At 42.6% G+C, this 14,221-nt stretch carries 15 protein-coding genes; 1 reads left to right on the top strand and 14 read right to left on the bottom strand.

What is annotated here, in order from left to right:
• Nucleotides 1–50 precede the first annotated feature (50 nt).
• From dnaJ to E5S68_RS06380, 14 genes are all read right to left on the bottom strand, one after another.
• On the bottom strand, nt 51–1,196 hold the full coding sequence (dnaJ, locus tag E5S68_RS06310) for a molecular chaperone DnaJ (protein WP_135782806.1): 1,146 nt from the start codon (nt 1,194–1,196) through the stop codon (nt 51–53).
• A gap of 154 nt (nt 1,197–1,350) precedes the next feature.
• Nucleotides 1,351–1,983 carry a DJ-1/PfpI family protein gene (locus E5S68_RS06315; protein ID WP_135782807.1) on the bottom strand — a complete coding sequence of 211 codons (633 nt, stop codon included), beginning with the start codon at nt 1,981–1,983 and terminating at the stop codon, nt 1,351–1,353.
• A gap of 228 nt (nt 1,984–2,211) precedes the next feature.
• Nucleotides 2,212–4,035, bottom strand: coding sequence for a molecular chaperone DnaK (dnaK, locus tag E5S68_RS06320; RefSeq protein WP_135782808.1), 1,824 nt, complete (start codon nt 4,033–4,035; stop codon nt 2,212–2,214).
• A 409-nt stretch (nt 4,036–4,444) separates the two neighbouring features.
• Nucleotides 4,445–4,969: a nucleotide exchange factor GrpE gene (gene grpE / locus E5S68_RS06325; protein ID WP_324253187.1), complete on the bottom strand. Its 525-nt coding sequence runs from the start codon at nt 4,967–4,969 to the stop codon at nt 4,445–4,447.
• Nucleotides 4,970–4,993: 24 nt separating this feature from the next.
• Nucleotides 4,994–6,028: a heat-inducible transcriptional repressor HrcA gene (gene hrcA / locus E5S68_RS06330; protein WP_135782810.1), complete on the bottom strand. Its 1,035-nt coding sequence runs from the start codon at nt 6,026–6,028 to the stop codon at nt 4,994–4,996.
• A gap of 166 nt (nt 6,029–6,194) precedes the next feature.
• Nucleotides 6,195–6,977 carry a M15 family metallopeptidase gene (locus E5S68_RS06335; protein ID WP_135782811.1) on the bottom strand — a complete coding sequence of 261 codons (783 nt, stop codon included), beginning with the start codon at nt 6,975–6,977 and terminating at the stop codon, nt 6,195–6,197.
• Nucleotides 6,970–7,668 carry a histidine phosphatase family protein gene (locus E5S68_RS06340; RefSeq protein WP_135782812.1) on the bottom strand — a complete coding sequence of 233 codons (699 nt, stop codon included), beginning with the start codon at nt 7,666–7,668 and terminating at the stop codon, nt 6,970–6,972. Before E5S68_RS06340 ends, E5S68_RS06335 begins: the two co-directional genes overlap by 8 nt.
• Before the next feature lie 41 nt (nt 7,669–7,709).
• Nucleotides 7,710–8,426, bottom strand: coding sequence for a histidine phosphatase family protein (locus E5S68_RS06345; RefSeq protein ID WP_135782813.1), 717 nt, complete (start codon nt 8,424–8,426; stop codon nt 7,710–7,712).
• A 133-nt stretch (nt 8,427–8,559) separates the two neighbouring features.
• Nucleotides 8,560–9,897 carry a PFL family protein gene (locus tag E5S68_RS06350; RefSeq protein WP_135782814.1) on the bottom strand — a complete coding sequence of 446 codons (1,338 nt, stop codon included), beginning with the start codon at nt 9,895–9,897 and terminating at the stop codon, nt 8,560–8,562.
• A gap of 18 nt (nt 9,898–9,915) precedes the next feature.
• On the bottom strand, nt 9,916–10,182 hold the full coding sequence (locus tag E5S68_RS06355; RefSeq protein WP_003004214.1) for an ACT domain-containing protein: 267 nt from the start codon (nt 10,180–10,182) through the stop codon (nt 9,916–9,918).
• A gap of 281 nt (nt 10,183–10,463) precedes the next feature.
• Nucleotides 10,464–11,585 carry a VanZ family protein gene (locus E5S68_RS06365; protein WP_135782815.1) on the bottom strand — a complete coding sequence of 374 codons (1,122 nt, stop codon included), beginning with the start codon at nt 11,583–11,585 and terminating at the stop codon, nt 10,464–10,466.
• 137 nt (nt 11,586–11,722) lie between these two features.
• A complete protein-coding gene (locus E5S68_RS06370) occupies nt 11,723–12,319 on the bottom strand; it encodes a rhomboid family intramembrane serine protease (RefSeq protein WP_135782816.1) in 597 nt (198 codons plus the stop codon).
• 164 nt (nt 12,320–12,483) lie between these two features.
• Nucleotides 12,484–13,194: a CPBP family intramembrane glutamic endopeptidase gene (locus E5S68_RS06375; RefSeq protein WP_135782817.1), complete on the bottom strand. Its 711-nt coding sequence runs from the start codon at nt 13,192–13,194 to the stop codon at nt 12,484–12,486.
• A 39-nt stretch (nt 13,195–13,233) separates the two neighbouring features.
• Nucleotides 13,234–13,419 (bottom strand): hypothetical protein, encoded by a 186-nt coding sequence (locus E5S68_RS06380; protein WP_135782818.1) that lies wholly within the window; start codon nt 13,417–13,419, stop codon nt 13,234–13,236.
• A gap of 480 nt (nt 13,420–13,899) precedes the next feature.
• Between E5S68_RS06380 and E5S68_RS06385 the strand changes: the two genes are divergently transcribed.
• Entirely contained in the window at nt 13,900–14,103 is a 204-nt protein-coding gene (locus E5S68_RS06385; protein WP_125334912.1) for a CsbD family protein, read from the top strand.
• Nucleotides 14,104–14,221 lie beyond the last annotated feature (118 nt).

A 14,221-nucleotide genomic window follows, 5' to 3' on the forward strand; every position in this document is an offset into this window, starting at 1 on the left:
TGTTTTTCTTGATAAAAAAAGAAGATTGGAAAAACCAAATCTTCTTTTTTTTATAAATCATCCAAGGCATCTTTCATCTTGTCAAAGAAGCCTTTTTTCTTTGGATTTACCTTGATATCACCAGCTTCCGCAAATGCACGAAGGGCTTCTTTTTGCTTGTCATTTAGACCTGTTGGTGTCACTACATTAACAGATACATATTGATCTCCTACAGAGCCACCACGCAAGCTTGGTGCTCCCTTACCACGGAGTCGGAATTTCTTACCAGTCTGGGTTCCTTCAGGGATGACCAAGTCAACATCGCCGTGAACCGTTGGTACATGGACCGTATCTCCAAGAGCAGCCTGAACAACATTCAAGTTCAATTTATAGTAGATGGTTGATCCATCACGCTCGAATTTGTCGCTCGGCTCAACGTTGACCACCACATAGAGATCTCCGTATGGTCCTCCATTAAAGCCAGCTTCTCCTTGACCAGAGAGGCGGATTTGTTGACCTGTTTCAACTCCAGCAGGGATTTTCACATTGACACTGTGCGCTTGTTTCTCGTGACCAGTCCCATGACAGGTAGTACAAGGTTCTTTGATTTCTTGACCACGTCCATGGCAGACATCACAGGTTACCTGACGACGCATCATTCCTAGAGGGGTTTGTGTATCCACATTGATCACACCCGAACCATGACAACGTCCACAGGTCACAGGACTAGTACCCGGCTTAGCACCAGAGCCATTACATGTGCGACAGCTGGCTTCCCGATGGTACTTCACTTCCTTCTCAGTTCCAAAGATAGCTTCTTCAAACTTAAGATTGACGCGGTACTGAAGGTCGTCTCCTTGACGTGGAGCATTTGGGTTGCGACTCGCACCGCCACCTCCAAAGAAGCTTGAGAAAATGTCTTCAAAGCCACCAAAGCCAGCGCCATCAAAACCACCGAAACCACCAGCTCCGCCACCGAAGCCACCAAAACCACCGTTGGCTCCTGCAGCACCGTATTGGTCATAAGCTGCCCGCTTTTGTTCGTCGCTTAAAGTCTCATAAGCTTCTTGAACTTCCTTGTACTTTTCCTCAGCACCAGGTTCTTTGTTGATATCCGGGTGATATTTCTTAGATAATTTCCGATAGGCTTTCTTGATCTCATCTTGAGATGCATTCTTTGAAACGCCCAAACGTTCATAAAATTCAGTATTGTTCATTTAAGATACTAAGAGCGAACAGAAAGCGACTGAAATTTAGGAAACCGACAAGAAATCCTGATTTCTTAGGCGGTTTATCTAATTTCCAAGCTTTCCGCTCGAGTTCAATTCTCCGAACGCTCTTTGTTCCTTTCTATAATTTCCATGTAAAACTTTAGAGGGTGTTTTCTATACTTTGCTTCACTTGATCAAACTCTACTTCTGATAGAGTAAATATCAAATCCTCTTCTGCATACTCGTTTTGTTCTTTAAAATAGTTGTCCGTATTCTCTGCCAGCCCTAAACTTAGAATCACTTTTCTTGCAAACTCTTGATGTGCAAAACCGATAGCCGTAATGATTTGTTTATCTTGCACAAGAACTTTCGGTTGGAAATTTTCGCGAGGAAGAAATTCAAAATAGTCAAAGAAGTTTTGCCAAATTCCACCTGTGAATTTCGTGTCCTTCAACAGACCTGCTTTCGCTAATAAAAGAGGCGCTGAAGAAATGGCTGCAATTAGGATATCTTGCTCACCAAGGTTCCTCAAAAACGAAATCAATTTCTCATCCTTTAGAGCAGGTCCAATGTTAACCATTCCGGGCAAAATCACACAAGAATACTCTTCTATACGTACTTGATCCAATGTTTTCGTCGGTTGACAGGGCAGGCCATCTTCAGAGATCACTATCGAATCATCCGAAGATACATAATCAATCGTGATGTCAAAAGACAGAGCTAAAGTACTCGTTAAAGCAGTTATCTCATAAAGAGAAAAATTAGGATAAATAATACAAAGTACTTTTTTCATACACAACATCCTCTATTTTACCGAAAAACAGAGGCTGGGTTGCAACCTCTGGATTTCTTCTTATCATTACGACGTTCTAAAACAAAGTCGATTATACTTTGTTTTTGAACTAGTAAGGCTGAATTGAGTTTCGGCTAAAAACTTCGGAAAAAAGATAAGCCATCTTTTGTGCATCGCACAAGGCGATGGCTTCCTATTTTTCTTTCGTTTTCTTAACGCCTCAACATCTTACTTTTCCGTAAACTCTCCGTCTACGACGTCATCGCCTGCGTTTCCTGTTGCTTGTGCGCCTTCTGCTCCTGCTTGAGCTTGTTGTGCCGCTGCGGCTTGTTCGTAGAGTTTAACCGCAAGTCCTTGAGCTTTTTCGTTCAAAGCTTCAAGTTTTGCTTTCATGTCTTCCAAGTTGTTGTCTTCTTGGGCTTTCTTAAGGTCATCAAGAGCAGCTTGAGCAGCATCACGTTCTGCATCGAAGCCTTTGCCTTCAGTTTCCTTGATTGTCTTTTCAGTCGCAAAGATAGCTTGGTCTACTTCGTTACGAAGGTCAACTTCTTCTTTACGTTTCTTATCTGCTTCAGCGTTAGCTTCTGCATCTTTCATCATGCGGTCGATTTCTTCGTCTGTCAAACCTGAGTTAGATTGGATAACAATTGTTTGTTCCTTTTGAGTTCCAAGGTCTTTGGCTTTAACAGATACGATACCGTTCTTGTCGATGTCGAATGTTACTTCGATTTGTGGAATACCACGAGGTGCAGCTGGGATATCAGTCAATTGGAAGCGTCCAAGAGTCTTGTTATCTGCTGCCATTGGGCGTTCCCCTTGAAGAACGTGGATATCAACGGCTGGTTGGTTGTCTGCTGCAGTTGAGAAGACTTGTGATTTAGATGTTGGAATGGTTGTGTTGCGGTCGATGAGTTTTGTGAAGACGCCACCCATTGTTTCGATACCAAGTGACAATGGTGTTACGTCAAGAAGGACAACGTCTTTCACATCACCAGTGATCACACCACCTTGGATGGCAGCACCCATAGCAACTACTTCATCAGGGTTCACTGATTTGTTTGGTTCTTTACCAGTTTCAGCTTTAACAGCTTCAACAACGGCAGGGATACGAGTTGAACCACCAACAAGGATGACTTCGTCGATTTCTGACAAGCTCAAACCTGCATCTGAAAGGGCTTGGCGAACTGGAGTTTTTGTACGTTCTACAAGGTCACGAGTCAAATCGTCGAATTTAGCACGAGTCAAAGTCATTTCCAAGTGAAGAGGTCCAGCTTCACCAGCAGTGATAAATGGCAAGCTGATTTGTGTTGATGTTACACCAGAAAGGTCTTTCTTCGCTTTTTCAGCTGCGTCTTTCAAACGTTGAAGAGCCATCTTGTCAGCTGACAAGTCGATGCCGTTTTCTTTCTTGAATTCTGCTACCAAGTGGTCGATAATTTTTTGGTCAAAGTCGTCACCACCGAGTTTGTTATCCCCTGCAGTTGCCAATACGTCAAAGACACCATCACCCAATTCAAGGATAGATACGTCGAATGTACCACCACCAAGGTCGAATACCAAGATTTTTTCTTCTTTGTCTGTCTTGTCCAAACCGTAAGCAAGAGCTGCTGCAGTTGGTTCGTTGACGATACGTTCTACTTCAAGACCAGCGATTTTACCAGCGTCTTTAGTTGCTTGACGTTGAGCATCGTTAAAGTAAGCTGGAACTGTGATAACAGCCTTAGTTACTTTTTCACCAAGGTATTCTTCAGCGTAACCTTTCAAGTATTGAAGAATCATCGCTGAGATTTCTTGTGGAGTGTATTCTTTACCGTTAGCAGAAACTTTTTCAGAAGTACCCATCTTAGATTTGATAGAGATAACTGTATCTGGGTTTGTGACTGCTTGACGTTTTGCAGCGTCACCAACGATGATTTCACCGTTTTTGAAAGAAACTACAGAAGGGGTTGTGCGGTTTCCTTCTGGGTTCGCGATGATTTTTGATTCAGTTCCTTCAAGAACTGCTACTGCTGAGTTTGTTGTACCTAAGTCAATACCGATAATTTTAGACATGTGTTTTTTCTCCTTAAGTTTTTTCTTCTTTTTTTCTTTTTGATACTCTTCTTAAGTGGCGACGCCGTCAGAGCTTGACCTTCGTCAATCTCTTTGACTAAACTTTGAGCCTAAGGTCTCAAAGTTTGCGAAGATAGCGCCACGGCGAAGAGTATCGCCTTTGGTTCGCTTCGCTCACTATTGGCAAAGCCGAACCAATTTTAGTCTTTCTTTCATAGTTTAGTGTCGTTTCGGACAAGGTTTCAATGTATATATATCGCGACACGAGACGTCGAAATCACAGATTTCTGACTTACCGCCTAGTTGAACACGCCCTAAGCTCTGTGTAAAAAAGATAGATTTCCTTGTGTTCATCGAACACTTCGTCAATCTTCTATTTTTACTGTGAGCTTTTTACGGGCTTTGTATCCTAGTTATACACCACTACCATAGCTGGTCTTAGGATGCGGTCATGGAGTTTGTAGCCTTTTTGGAAGACTTGTGCGATGGTGTCTGCTGGATGCTCGTCATCTGCTGGAACCGTTTGGATGGCCATATGGTAATTATGGTCAAATTCTCCGTCCGCTACGATTTCTTCAATCCCTTCTTCTTTTAGGGCGTGAATCAAGCTTTCTTGGACCATTTCCAAGCCCTTCTTCACATCATCTGTCAACCCTTCAACGGCAAGGGCACGTTCGAGGTTGTCAAGTGATGGTAAGATCGCTTTTGCCAAATCTTGGCTACGGTATTTTTGTAATTGTTGACGTTCTTCATTGGCACGGCGCTGAATGTTTTGCATCTCTGCATGAGCACGGAGGTATTTGTTTTCAAATTCTTCGGCACGCGCTTGTGCATCTTCTAATTCAGAAGGTTGGTTGCTTTCCTCTACGACTTCTTCAGTTGTCTCGGCAACTTCCTCTTCTTTCACGTCTTCTTTTTTGATTTCTTCTGTCAAGGCATACACCCCTTTCATTTGGTCTTAATTTACTTCATAATGGTTACTGTTGAGGTAACGGTAGTAGTCCGTTAACTTCATGACCACTACCCGTCCGATAACATTGACGAGGCTAATCACACGCCTGTAATCCATCTCTACGGGACCAATCACATGCATGAGGGCCATCCCACGATAAGGAACCAGGAATTTATGACTAATCACGGTCACATTTTTCAAGGCCTTCTCTTGGGATTCAGCAACCAGGATCTGGGTCATTTGGTCCTCTGGCATTCCCCCTCGCAACTCGAGAGCTACGTGTTGGGGGTTATCTAAGAATTGATAAGTCTGAAGATCGGCGTAGGTTAAAGATGAAACCTTTCCTTCTACAAAGACCAATTCTTGAAACAGTTGTGAGAAGACGTAATCAAACAGATCTAATACATTGTCTGTCGTCTTAAAATAGCGCTGTACAATCTGTGGAATCTCCGTCCGCAGGCGGTAGTGGATATCCAAGACAGTATTTCCAATGAAACGTTCTTGAACCAACTGATGGAAGATTTCCAAGTCGCTGGTTAAGAAATTCTTTGGAATCGCAAACTGTACGGTAACAGGCTTTGATTCATCCAAGGTCAGAACCGCTAAGGCATCGTGGTTGGATAATGGAACAATCTCAAAACCAGTCAAGCGCTGTCGTGTCGGCTCAACATCCTGGATCACCGCGGTATAGCCCGTCATCTGGGCTAGTAACTTGGCCGTAGCATCCAAGATATCATCTAACTTAAAGGCTTCAAAATCAAAGGCTTTCACCACCTGGTAGACATCTTGCTCATCAATCAACTCCAAATCAAGCGAGTTCTGAACAAAATATTGAAAACCAGCCCGGCTCGGCATTCGACCACTCGAAGTGTGGGCTTTTTCTAGTAAACCTTGCTTTTCGAGGGCAGCCATATCGTTTCGGATAGTGGCACTACTGGATTGAATCACATCTTGCAGTGCTTTTGAACCGACCGGTTCGTGGGTCTTGGTAAAGATGTCGACAACAAGATTTAAAATCTCATTTTGACGTTCTGTAACCATGACCTCACCTCTCTTTCATATTTAGCACTCTAAACACTCAAGTGCTAAACCATGATTCTATTATACACCCTCTCAAGAGAAAGTCAAGAAAAAAACCCAAAAAATTAGCACTCTTTTTTCAAGAGTGCTAAAAATCATTCTTAAGACCGATAGTCGTCTAAAAAAACTATAATCCTGCTTCTTTCAGTTTTTGGATGTATTCTTCTAAGACTAGCTGGTGCTTGGCCATATACTGAGCATTCTCAACACCAACATAGCGGAAATGCCAGTTTTCATAGTCCACACCTGTAATCGCATTTTTCCCTTCTGGGTAGCGGAGAACAAAGCCAAATTGTGGTGCTAGAGCTACCAATTGCTTGGCTAATTCTTCTGATTGCCCTGATGGGAGACTCATATCAATGGCTAGGCCCGTTTGGTGTTCACTAGCCCCTGGCACTTGTACCTGTGTCTGGACTTGCTTCTCTGCTTCTTCATGAGGAAGGCCCGTCGCCTCTAGCTGAGCTACCCGCTCATTATAGAGTTCTGTTTGTTCAGCGACACTCCGATAGCCTGAAATTAAAGATTCTTCCGGCGCCAAAGCTCTAGCCGCCGCTAAGAACTGCCGGGTTTGCTCGGCAATCCGACTATCTACTTTTATCTCTTCCACATCTGTTAGTTGAGGGTTCAACTCAGGCAATTTATTGTCCCGATTGACCAAAACCAAGTTCCAATCCTTAGTGGAAACTTGGGGAAGGTCTGTCTTCAGCTTTTCTTCCTTTTTCTCCTGTTTCTTCTTTTCAACCTTTTTCGGAGCTGTCTGTACAGTTTTTTGTTCCCAAAAAGCAAGTGATTGCACCCACTCAGGTTTCAAATAGAAGACAGCCACTCCTGAACCTACAAGGAGCAGAAGTAGGCAGAAAAACCAAATCCAGCCTGTTTTCTTTTTCTTTGCACGCTGATACTTACTCATGTTCTCCCTCTAACTCCTGTGCACCAACTTTACGATAAGACAGATCGCCAACGGCTTCAAGTTTAAATTGGCCATCCTCATACTCAATAACTGTCACACTACCATTGTCCAAGACCAATTCTTTGAAGGCTTTTGGATCAATCAGGTAAATCAAGGTACTGATCGTCATCCCATGACTGACCACGATGGCGTTGCCACCACCTTGAGACTCGACATCCTTGGCAATCGCCGTAAAGCCATCCAAAATTCGATCTCGAAGAGTTTCCCAGGACTCCGCCCAGCCTGCTGTATCCACTTCGACAATTCCTTCAGCTAACTCCATCAAGCTTAAATGATGGAAATCATCGACTCGAAAGACACGTGGCAGAACCCCCATAAAGAGTTCCCCGTCGTAGGCTCCATCAAAGCTTCCAAAACACCATTCACGAATACGCTTATCATAGCGATAAGGAATTTTACCAGTCAAGCCTAATTCTTCTAACACAATTCCCATGGTTTGAATGGTTCGACCCGAGTCACTGGAAACAGCTTGTTGAAACGGAATACCAGCTTGGCGTAGCCCAATCCCCAATTCATGAATCCCTCGTTCACCAGCTTCCGTCAAGGGGCTATCAGACCAACCTTGGGCACGACCAATGGTATTAAACATGGTTTTTCCATGACGGGCAATATACAATTTTGTCTTTGCCATTTTTATCCTCCTGCAATTGTTATCTTTTTATATAAGGTATCTTATTTTTTTACATCAAGTTCTTCTGAGTGGGTTGCTAACCAGTTAGCACCCAGCTTGCGATAAGACTCATCTCCGATGGTTTGGATCGAGAAACGTCCATTTTCGTATTCTACCAGGGTAACACTGCCATTTTCAACCCTTGGATCCAACTCTATCTCTGGATTTAAAATGCACACAAAGGAACCGATGGTCATGCTATGACTGACAATTAGGGCATTTCCACCACCCTTGGCTTCGACTTCTTTAGCAATCTCTTCAAAACCATCTACAATGCGTTTTTTCAACACATCCCACGGTTCAGCCCATCCGGCTGTATCCACTTGGTAAATCCCATTCGCTAACTCTTCTAGTGTTAACTTCTTGTAGTCTTCTATATCCAGAACACGGGGAACGACTCCACGGAAAAGCTCTCCTCCATAGGCGCCATCAAAACTTCCAAAACACCATTCCCGGATCTTTTTATTGAAAGTATAAGGAATCTGATCTGTGAGCCCAAGCTCGTCTAAAACAATTCCCATGGTTTGAATGGCGCGACCGGAATCGCTGGAAACAGCACGGACAAAGTCCAAACCAGATTCTCTCAAACCAACCCCCAATTCACGGATACCTTCTTCTCCTTGAGCAGTTAAAGGCGTATCCGACCAACCTTGGGCACGACCTATCGTATTAAACATGGTTTTTCCATGCCGAATAATAAATAATCTTGTTTTCGCCATGTAATCTCCTTTTACGTTCTTCTATTATATCATTTTTTATAAGGAAACTGTCAGCGATGACCACTAGATTCACTTTCACTACCTTGGTCAACATTAAAAGCCCTGAGCAAACATCATGCGCCAGGGCCATTTTTTAATTTTTAAAACTATGAACTGGGGCCGGAATTTGACCACCACGGGCAATAAAGTCAGCTGACGAAGCCTTGTTGACCTTCATCACTGGAGCAGAGCCAAGAAGTCCTCCAAGCTCTAACATATCGCCTTCTTCTCCATAAGGAATAATCCGAACCGCTGTTGTCTTTTGGTTGATTACTCCGATAGCTGCTTCATCGGCAATCATAGCCGCAATCGTCGTAGCTGGAGTATCAGCTGGGATGGCAATCATATCCAGACCGACTGAACAAATGGCTGTCATGGCTTCCAATTTTTCCAGGTTGATATGACCTGACTGGACTGCCGCAATCATCCCCTCATCTTCTGAGACCGGAATGAAGGCACCTGACAAACCACCGACTTGGTTACAAGCCATGATGCCGCCTTTTTTCACTTGGTCATTGAGCAGAGCGAGCGCTGCAGTAGTTCCATGGGTTCCTACTACTTCAAGCCCCATAGCCTCAAGGACACGGGCAACCGAATCCCCAACAGCTGGTGTTGGCGCAAGAGACAAGTCCACAATTCCAAACTCAACACCGAGACGTTCACTAGCCATTTGACCAACCAGTTGCCCGACACGAGTAATCTTGAAGGCTGTCTTCTTAACTGTTTCAGCCAAGACATCAAAGCTTGCACCAGAAACTTTTTCAATCGCCCGTTGGACAACACCAGGACCTGAAACTCCAACGTTGATGACAACATCCGCTTCACCAACACCGTGGAAGGCACCCGCCATAAAAGGATTGTCCTCTACTGCATTGGCAAAGACAACAAGTTTCCCTGGTCCCATTGGATCCGCTTGGGAGGCTTCTTTAATGATACGGCCCATATCTCGGACAGCGGTCATATTGATCCCCGTCTTGGTCGATCCGATATTGACTGAAGAGCAGACAAAGTCCGTCTCTGCTAGGGCACGAGGAATAGAATTGATGAGGATTTCATCCCCCTTTTGGTAACCTTTTTGAACCAGGGCTGAGAAGCCACCGATAAAGTTAATTCCGATCTCTTTAGCCGCACGATCCAACGCCTTGGCAAAGGGCACATAATCTGTCGCATTGGTTGCTGCCCCGATAATAGAAATCGGAGTGACCGAAACCCGCTTGTTCACAATCGGGATGCCGAGTTCTGCCGCAATCTCATCCCCAACAGCTACTAAGTCCTTGGCCTTTGTCACAATCTTCTGGTAGATTTTTTCTGCCGCCTTATCAATATCTGGATCAATACAATCTAGAAGGGAGATGCCCATAGTGATGGTCCGAACATCAAAGTTCTGCTCCTCAATCATAGCAATGGTTTCTGTTACCTGTCTAATGTCCATAAATTCTCAACCCCTATCTTACAAATTGTGCATGGCATCAAAAATGGCTGCGCTCTGGATATTGATTTTGACATGAAGAGACTGACCGAATTCTTCTAATTCTGAACGAAGCTGGGTAAAATCTTTTTTCTCATCCGATGATACGACTGCCATCATGGTGAAGTACTCATCCAATACCGTTTGAGAGATATCATCGATATTGAGTCCCAACTCTGCTACCTTAGTCGCAACACCTGCTACGATTCCTTTTTGGTCTTTTCCGACGACTGTAATAATTGCTTTCATTTCACTGCTCCATTCTATCTATTTGCTTCCATTGTAGCACATTCCCCTTAAAATCACCCTTCCCAACTGGGAACGTTCAGATATTTTCCGCGAATCTAAAAAATAAAGGCTGGGACAAAAGTCCTAGCCTCTTAATTGTTTTTGGATTGTCGAGCAAGACGCAGTGGTTGAGTGGGCTCTACTACGCTGATTTCATCAGCTTTTACAGCCCTACTCAACTGTGCGGAGGTGGGACGACGAAATCGAATTCTAACGAATTACCGATTTCTGTCCCACTCTCTCTATTTTGATGATTCGGTTTCATCCTTAAAGATATCTTTCTTCACGCGCACCGTACTTTCATATGTTGCTCCAGCCAGGCGGTCAAACGGAAAGCGACGACTGAGCAAGATGATGGCAAAGGTGATAATCAGGTACAATAAAAGCACAAAGAAGAGCAACAAGATCATGGATAAGGTTAAGAGGGAATTGTCCGTCAAATCCTGATTCAAGAGTGAAATCAAATAGAACAATCCTTGGGGTATCAAGTAGAAATAGCCCGCCACTAGAATCCCCCTCCAAATGGTGCGAAGCCATCTTTGCTTATCAAAATGCAAGCGGCATTTCAACAAAGCCATTCCCAAGGTTTTCCCCCGCCACAAAGGAAGCAAGCTAAAGTAAACCGCTAGAACTGCCACATAAGGAATCGTCCCTAAACGCCCAATCAATGCGTAGAGAATAGATACCATCACAAAGTCGATCAAGAAAGCAAGTCCAATCCGAAAGCCAGATACTCTCGTCCCCACTCGGAAAGAATGCTCGTCGATTTCATCTCGTGTTGGCAGTAACCAAACTAAAAACCAACCGAGCAGGTAGCCCACTCCACCACCGGTGGTATTTTGAATGATATCATCGACATCTGCTAGGCGGTAGGGGCCCGGATATAGAAAGTAGAGACCTGATAACTGGGTCAGCTCCAAAAAAAGACTAAAGAGGGCCGTCAGGAAAATCGTCTTCTTAAAACCACACTTAAAATAATAGCGCAGATACATCCCAAAAGGAATCAACATCAGAACATTAAAGGCAGGCACGTAAAAAGTCGGATGCTTAAGGGCCTGAAGCCAAGTGCTTGTCTGCGCCAGATCAAAGGGACTCTCCTTGAAAAAATCCACCACAAAGGCAAAGGGATAAAGATTGATCATTTCCGAGTAGCTGGTATGGATCTTACTCGGGTCTGGTAGGGGCAAGACCACCAACAGATAGACCGTCATTAAGTAAAGCATAAAAGAATAGAAAATCAGCACCCGCAACTTATTGACCGAGCCATATTTTCGATAATTCAAAATCATATAAGGCAAGGTCAGCAAAAATGCCAGGAAAGGAAAGAGCTGAACAGCTGTTTTAATTGTAGAAATATAGCCCATTGAGTCTCCATTTTATCGTTATAAAATCACCCTTTGTACAATGACAAAAGGTGATTTCTTCATTGATATAGAATATTATACGGCGCCATAATGGAAGAGTCAAGGAAGCAAAATGAAAATCTCGCTTAATAGTCGGATTAATAGTTAGTTCTCCTTCTTAAGCTTTTACTTCCTATATAAACCAAAAGGTAACTAGCAATTCCTGAAAGATGCAAGAAGGTCGAGATCCATCCGGTAATCAATGGTAAGAGCATGAGGCTAGATAGAAAAATCAAGAATAGATAAAGCCATTTTACGGTGCGTGATAATTCCTTCCACACGTTTGGCAGGAGCAGGATTCCTCCTGTTACAAAGGCATAGCCGACAGCAGAGATTCCCGTTGCCTGAATGTCCTGCCCTAGTGTTAAAAGATGAAAAACGATGGAAGAGATGACTGTCGCAGTCACAAAAACAAGCAAGACATGCTTGGATCCCCTCTTCCTTTCTAGCAGTCCACCAAAAGGTAGAATCATAAGCCCATTTAAAAGCAGATGTACCCATAAAAACCAGAGGGGGGCTCCTTTACTTCCATGCATCAAGGTCCCACTCATATACTGCCAATAATGAACCGGTTTTGAATGAAAGGCCAATAGGTCGTACATAGCATTCCCATAAAAGGAAGTCAATAAACCGAGCAACAAACAGATTAGAGCTATCGTACTGATAACAGGATAGGTTTTTATCATCGTTTTCATTTTAAAACTTCTTTTCTGTAAATAAATCAATTGTCTCACCTTGAGTATACTTTCATTATACCACCCCTTAAACGAAAATAAGATCACTTTTAAAAAGTGATCCTAGTTTCATTAAACAACTCCAACCTCTAACTCCCATTTCACGCCCGGCCACAGAGACAAGGTTATTTAACAAGAAAATGCCAGTAGATATAATTGAAGATGAATATCCAGATTGGTTTCCAAAAAGTGAGAAAATTGCTAAAGGCATGCAAGAAGATGGGCAACCGGATATCTTTAGTTTTCTTATAGACAGCTGCGAAGAAGAGCCCTGAACAGAAATAAAGAGAAAAGGTTACAGGGTCCCGATATTGATGGATCAGATGAAAGGCCGCAAAGAGAAAGCCCGAAAGCAAAACGTCTAAATGAAACTTACTTTCTTTAAAGAAGACATTCATCAGATAGCCTCTAAAAATAAATTCTTCGATCATAGGAGATGTAACAGTAGCTAGGACAAAAAACAGAGTGCCCGAAATACCAGGGCCATTTAGATAAATGGAGGATGGCAATTTGGTTTGATGAACGACAGGAACCAGCAAATCCTGAAAAGTTTGTAGCACCCATCTTTCAACAAAGAACCACAAGAGCACCAGAGCAAAATACCCCAGATAGTGCCACTTCCATTTCTGTATATTGGAACGAATGACTATCTTCTGCTTTTTAAACCAAAATAGAATGCCGATGAGAAGCAAAGAGTAGAGAATCAAATAGATGAAATAAAGAAAACTTACATCACCATTGAAAACTCCAGTTAGGTAGATACCAAGGCCTTCAATCCCAAAAACAAATAGATATAACAGGAACAGTAAAGCGACTCCATGTTTGGCATATTTCATAACATCCTCCACCAACAAAAAAATTTTAGCCGATACTCATTAAATTGCGAAGAAACTTCGCATTTCAAGTGGCGCAATCAACTTACGGAAGTATTCCCAACCATTCGGACCACCTGAAACTGGAGGCGGTCCCATATATATAGTATTAAAAACCCCACCACCTGCTACTTTTGAGAGAAAATCGCTATCTAAACTATCAAATTCTTCCAAAATCTTTGTATTCATTATGAATACCTCCTTATATTTATTAGATTAAAAAATATTGTCTAGTTGCAACTTTGACAATTTTAGTATAGCACACGAAAAATCTTTAAATCAACAAACTCCTAAATTGTCCCTTTTTGAACAGAAAGTGGCATCTTCTTTTGTTTTTTACTCCACTTTGCTAGGAGAAAACAGCCATTTAGATTTTCTAGCCTGACGATGCTACACTATATTATTCCTTAATCACCAGGACGATTTTATTTTGAAATAGCGGAAGATCTATGCTTCTTCAATTAAAAACAAGGCAAGGACCTATTCATCCATCATTAGTTGCTATCTCATCATGACTCCTTCCCACTTTCAAAATACCGTAGCGAATATTTGACTTCCCATTTCAGAAGGCATATACTTATATTAATCTGAGCTAAATAGTTTTAATTTTTTAAATGAACTGTCTTGAATTCAGATTAATAAAACTATTTACTTAACGGAGGTGACACTATGTCATTAGAAGATAAATTAAACCAAGTTAAAGGTTCTGTAAAAGAAGGTCTCGGTAAAGTAACCGGTGATAAAAAAACAGAAGCTGAAGGCGTTGCTGAAAAAGTTGCATCAAAAGCAAAAGAAGTTGCTGAAGATGCAAAAGAAGCTGTTGAAGGAGCTATCAAAGGCGTGAAAAACATCCTTCACAAAGACGATAACTAATCGTTAACGTTCTAAAACCACCCTACTTTCTGCAGTCCAATTCGACCAGGGAAGATGGGGTGGTTTTTTGTTTGTCTTTGATTTAGTTTGGGTGTAGAAAAAGAACACCCCATGGTGT

The sequence above is a fragment of the Streptococcus rubneri genome (genome assembly GCF_004785935.1).
Lineage (GTDB): Bacteria > Bacillota > Bacilli > Lactobacillales > Streptococcaceae > Streptococcus > Streptococcus rubneri.

Coding starts and splice junctions, on each gene's coding strand:
- dnaJ (WP_135782806.1), bottom strand. CDS start 1,196: ATGAACAATACTGAATTTTATGAACGTTTGGGCGTTTCAAAGAATGCA.
- E5S68_RS06315 (WP_135782807.1), bottom strand. CDS start 1,983: ATGAAAAAAGTACTTTGTATTATTTATCCTAATTTTTCTCTTTATGAG.
- dnaK (WP_135782808.1), bottom strand. CDS start 4,035: ATGTCTAAAATTATCGGTATTGACTTAGGTACAACAAACTCAGCAGTA.
- hrcA (WP_135782810.1), bottom strand. CDS start 6,028: ATGGTTACAGAACGTCAAAATGAGATTTTAAATCTTGTTGTCGACATC.
- E5S68_RS06335 (WP_135782811.1), bottom strand. CDS start 6,977: ATGAGTAAGTATCAGCGTGCAAAGAAAAAGAAAACAGGCTGGATTTGG.
- E5S68_RS06340 (WP_135782812.1), bottom strand. CDS start 7,668: ATGGCAAAGACAAAATTGTATATTGCCCGTCATGGAAAAACCATGTTT.
- E5S68_RS06345 (WP_135782813.1), bottom strand. CDS start 8,426: ATGGCGAAAACAAGATTATTTATTATTCGGCATGGAAAAACCATGTTT.
- E5S68_RS06350 (WP_135782814.1), bottom strand. CDS start 9,897: ATGGACATTAGACAGGTAACAGAAACCATTGCTATGATTGAGGAGCAG.
- E5S68_RS06355 (WP_003004214.1), bottom strand. CDS start 10,182: ATGAAAGCAATTATTACAGTCGTCGGAAAAGACCAAAAAGGAATCGTA.
- E5S68_RS06365 (WP_135782815.1), bottom strand. CDS start 11,585: ATGGGCTATATTTCTACAATTAAAACAGCTGTTCAGCTCTTTCCTTTC.
- E5S68_RS06370 (WP_135782816.1), bottom strand. CDS start 12,319: ATGAAAACGATGATAAAAACCTATCCTGTTATCAGTACGATAGCTCTA.
- E5S68_RS06375 (WP_135782817.1), bottom strand. CDS start 13,194: ATGAAATATGCCAAACATGGAGTCGCTTTACTGTTCCTGTTATATCTA.
- E5S68_RS06380 (WP_135782818.1), bottom strand. CDS start 13,419: ATGAATACAAAGATTTTGGAAGAATTTGATAGTTTAGATAGCGATTTT.
- E5S68_RS06385 (WP_125334912.1), top strand. CDS start 13,900: ATGTCATTAGAAGATAAATTAAACCAAGTTAAAGGTTCTGTAAAAGAA.